General features: G+C 73.8%; 5 protein-coding genes. All 5 read left to right on the top strand.

Annotated features, from left to right (window positions below; all coding sequences use genetic code 11):
* Positions 1–920 (top strand): SAM-dependent methyltransferase (locus tag VF825_RS08550; RefSeq protein ID WP_331112192.1); only part of this gene is annotated, 920 nt, incomplete at its 5' end.
* 76 nt (positions 921–996) lie between these two features.
* Entirely contained in the window at positions 997–1,581 is a 585-nt protein-coding gene (locus VF825_RS08545; protein ID WP_331112190.1) for a hypothetical protein, read from the top strand.
* Positions 1,582–1,693: 112 nt separating this feature from the next.
* Complete coding sequence (locus VF825_RS08540) at positions 1,694–2,866, top strand: NADH-quinone oxidoreductase subunit D (protein ID WP_331112188.1); 1,173 nt, start codon at positions 1,694–1,696, stop codon at positions 2,864–2,866.
* A 139-nt stretch (positions 2,867–3,005) separates the two neighbouring features.
* Positions 3,006–3,476: a YeeE/YedE family protein gene (locus tag VF825_RS08535; protein ID WP_331112186.1), complete on the top strand. Its 471-nt coding sequence runs from the start codon at positions 3,006–3,008 to the stop codon at positions 3,474–3,476.
* Positions 3,473–3,883, top strand: coding sequence for a DUF6691 family protein (locus VF825_RS08530; protein WP_331112184.1), 411 nt, complete (start codon positions 3,473–3,475; stop codon positions 3,881–3,883). The genes VF825_RS08535 and VF825_RS08530 overlap by 4 nt, the downstream gene beginning before the upstream one ends.
* Positions 3,884–3,982: the final 99 nt, after the last annotated feature.

The raw sequence follows: 3,982 nt of genomic DNA, 5'->3' as shown, positions 1-3,982 counted from the left end.
GCGGCCTCTACCGGCAGCCCGCCGGACCGGCCGGGCACTTCGCGACGTCGGCCCAGGGAGCCCCCGGGCTGGGCCCGGTCCTGGCCGGGGCCCTGGTGCGCTGGATGCGGTCGGAGGGCCTGACGACGTTCGTGGACGTGGGCTGCGGCCGGGGCGAGCTGCTCGCGCACGTGCACGCCCTCGACGCGGCCGTGCGCTGCGTCGGGGTGGACGTGGTGCCGCGTCCGGAGGACCTGCCGGGGCCGGTGGAGTGGGTGGAGTCGCCGGGAGGCCCCGACCTGCCGGAGTCCCTGGCCGGCCTGACGGACGCGCTGGTCCTGGCCAACGAGTGGCTCGACGTGGTGCCGTGTCCGGTCGCCGAGGTGGACGACGCCGGGGTGCTGCGGGTGGTGCTCGTCGACCCCGACGACGGCTCGGAGCGCCTCGGTCCGGCACTGGAGGGCCCGGATCTTCTGTGGTGCCAACGGTATTGGCCCGTGGTCGGGGCCTCTCCCGGTGACCGCGTCGAGGTCGGACGAGCCCGCGACGAGGCCTGGGCCGCCCTGCTGGGAAGGCTCGGGCCAGGCGTCGCGGTCGCGGTGGACTACGGCCACGTGAGCGGGGACCGGCCGGCTGCCGGGACGCTGACGGGGTTCCGCGCCGGGCACCACGTCGTGCCGGTGCCCGACGGGTCGTGCGACATCACCGCCCATGTCGCGATGGACTCCCTGCCGCACGACGAGCTGCTGGACCAGCGGACGGCGTTGCGCCGCCTGGGCGTCGACGGGTCGGCCCGCCCGGGTTACGAGCTCGCGCGGGCCGACCCCACGGCATACCTGCGGGCGCTCGGCGAGGCGTCGGCCGCCGCCGCGCTGACCGCGCGGGGCTGGCTCGGCGACTTCCTGTGGGCGGTGACGCGGGTGCGGGCGGAGCCGGCCTGACCCTCGACTGGACGGCACAGCGATGTCGGGAAGGATGTCCGGCACCCCCAACTCCCGCGAGAGGACCCCTGCGCGCATGCCCACCCCCCGGACCAGCCGGCCGTCCACCCTCACGACCCGGACCCTCCCCCTCGCCGTCGCGGCACTGCTCACCCTTGGCCTGTCGGCCTGTGGCGGCAGCGCTCCGGCGGCGCAGGCGCCCGGCGACGCCGTCACGCCGGCCGCGGCCCCTTCGGCGGTGGACCCGGCCGGGTCCAGCGACGCCACCACCGACCGCGGCAACGGCAGCGACGTGGTCGGGCGCAAGTTCGACCTCGGCACCATCGACAAGCTCGAGGACCGCGACGGGGTGCCGGTCGCGGTGCTCGACCGGTTCACCGCCAAGGGCGTGCCGGACACCGAGATCGCCGAGCACGGGCTGGCGATCAAGCCGTTCACCACCCCGCCGTTCGAGAACCTGGGCCGCACCCTGTTCCGCATCCCGGTCTCGCCGGACGCGACGTTCGTCTACCACCACTGCGTCGCGCCGGACCAGCCCGTGCAGAGCCAGTCCTCGGACCTGCACCAGATGTCCTCGCTCGGGGAGCCCGAGGACATCGTGGTCGTCACCCTCGACGAGCAGGGCGTGATGACCCACGCCGAGAACGAGCCGGGCTGCTGAGCCCTCGCTGACCCACCGACGCGCGCCGGGGGCGCGTCGGTGACCACGCGCCCTGGTGCCGGCCGGCACCAGGGCGCGTCGCGCGATACGGGTGGGCTGGCAGACTGACGCCATGAGCACCCCCGCGAGCCCGCGCGAGCTCACCGTCGGCATGGGCGCCGGTGGCCTGGCCACCGCCGACATGGTGCTCAACATCGGCCCGCAGCACCCGGCCACGCACGGCGTGCTGCGGCTGCGCCTCGTCGTGGACGGCGAGCGGATCGTCAGTGCCGAGCCAGTCATCGGCTACATGCACCGCGGCGCCGAGAAGCTGTTCGAGGTGCGCGACTACCGCCAGATCATCGTCCTGGCCAACCGGCACGACTGGCTCTCGGCGTTCGGCAACGAGCTCGGGGTGGTGCTCGCGGCCGAGTCGATGCTCGGCATGGAGGTGCCCGAGCGCGCCACGTGGGCCCGCACCCTGCTGGCCGAGCTGAACCGGGTGCTCAACCACCTGATGTTCCTCGGGTCCTACCCGCTCGAGCTCGGCGCGATCACGCCGATCTTCTACTCCTTCCGCGAGCGGGAGGAGCTGCAGGCCGTGATGGAGGAGGCCTCCGGCGGCCGGATGCACTACATGTTCAACCGGGTCGGCGGCCTCAAGGAGGACCTGCCGGCCGGGTGGCTGGGCCGGGTGGCCGCGGCCATCGCCGCGGTGCGCCGCCGCCTGCCCGACCTTGAGAGCCTCATCGTGGGCAACGAGATCGTCCACGCGCGTGCCCGCGGCGTCGGTGTGCTGCCGCCGGAGATCATCGATGCGTATGGCGTCTCGGGCCCGATCGCGCGGGCGTCCGGCGTCGACATGGACCTCCGGCGGGATGAGCCCTACCTGGCCTACGCCTCGATCTTCGCGGAGGGTGGTCCCGGCCGGGTCGTCACGCGCACCGAGGGCGACTGCCTCGCGCGACTGGAGGTCCTGCTCGAGCAGGTCCACGTCAGCCTCGACATCGCCGAGCACTGCCTCGACGTGCTGGGGTCGCTGCCGCAGGGGCCGGTCAACCAGCGACTGCCCAAGGTGCTGCGGGTGCCGGAGGGCCACACCTACGTGCACACCGAGAACCCGTTGGGGTTCAACGGCTACTACCTCGTCTCGCGCGGGGACAAGACGCCGTGGCGGCTGAAGCTGCGCTCGGCGTCGTTCAACAACGTGTCGGTGCTCGGCGAGGTGCTGCCGGGCAACCTCATCGCCGACATGGTCGCCATCCTCGGCTCGATGTTCTTCGTCGTCGGCGACGTCGACAAGTAGCCGCGCGGCTCACGGTTCCCTCCCGGTCTTCCGCCGAGAGGGACGTTTCTCGGGCTGACCGGACAGAACCGGTCTGGGACGAACAGGCCGCGGCACCGGGCCATGGCCCTTACCCTGCGACTGGGGAGAGGGGTCACACATGCTGCACGTCCTGCCGCACCAGCTGCCGTGGTGGGTGGCCGGCCCCGGCATCGGCCTGTGCGTCGTCGCGATGTACGGCCTGGCCAACGTCAAGCTGGGCGTGTCCGGCGGCTGGCTCCAGCTGCTGTTCGCCCTCCAGGGGCGCCGGGTGACCGAGCCGTGGCGGATCTGGTTCAACACCGGACTCGTCGTCGGCGCGGTCCTCGCTGGGGTGCTCGGCTCGACGGCCCTCCATGGCTACGGGGCGCTGGAAGGCGCCCTCCCGGCATACCTGCTCGTGCCCGTCCTGCTGAGCGTCGGCGTGGCCATCGGCTACGGCGCACGCTGGGCGGGCGGCTGCACCTCCGGCCACGGCCTCTCGGGCTGCTCGGTGGGGTCCCCCGAGAGCCTGGCGGCGACCGGCACCTTCTTCGGTGTCGCCGTCCTCGTCACGCTGGGTCTGCACGCCCTCACCGGCGGCGCCCTGTGAGCCGGGCCCGGGGTGCCAGCGCGCTGGTCGTCGGCCTGCTGTTCGGCTTCCTGCTGACGGCCAGTGGCCTGGGCGACTACCGGACCATCCACGAGGGCCTGCTCCTGCGGGACCCCTACATCTACCTGATGATGGGCGCGACCGTGCTGACCGCGGCCGTCGGCGTGCTCCTGCTGCGACGCCGCGGCACCACCGCGTTCGGCGGCCCGCTGGTGCTGCCGCGGCACCCGGTGCGGCGCTCCACGCTCTTCGGCGCCGCGGTCTTCGGCGTCGGCTTCGGCGTCGGCGCGACCTGCCCGGGCATCACCGTGGCCATGGTGGCGACCGGCGGCCTGTACGGCGCGGTCGTGCTGGGCGGGATCCTTGCCGGCCTGTGGCTGCGGGGCCGCGCCGAAGCCCCTGGCTGAGTGCCGGCTCCTGCGCGCCGACAGGGCGGGGCCCCCCCGGCCAGGCCGCGCTGTCACGGCCGAACTGGACGTTGGGGCCCCGTCAGCGCGGCTGAAGGG

The sequence above is a fragment of the Oryzihumus sp. genome (genome assembly GCF_036391795.1).
Taxonomy (GTDB): Bacteria; Actinomycetota; Actinomycetes; order Actinomycetales; family Dermatophilaceae; genus Oryzihumus.
Note: the sequence above shows the minus strand (reverse complement) of the source record. Positions and strands in the feature narration are given on the sequence as shown.

Bases quoted from the DNA above. Each gene is read 5' to 3' on its own strand.
- VF825_RS08545 (WP_331112190.1), top strand. From the start codon at position 997: ATGCCCACCCCCCGGACCAGCCGGCCGTCCACCCTCACGACCCGGACC.
- VF825_RS08540 (WP_331112188.1), top strand. From the start codon at position 1,694: ATGAGCACCCCCGCGAGCCCGCGCGAGCTCACCGTCGGCATGGGCGCC.
- VF825_RS08535 (WP_331112186.1), top strand. From the start codon at position 3,006: ATGCTGCACGTCCTGCCGCACCAGCTGCCGTGGTGGGTGGCCGGCCCC.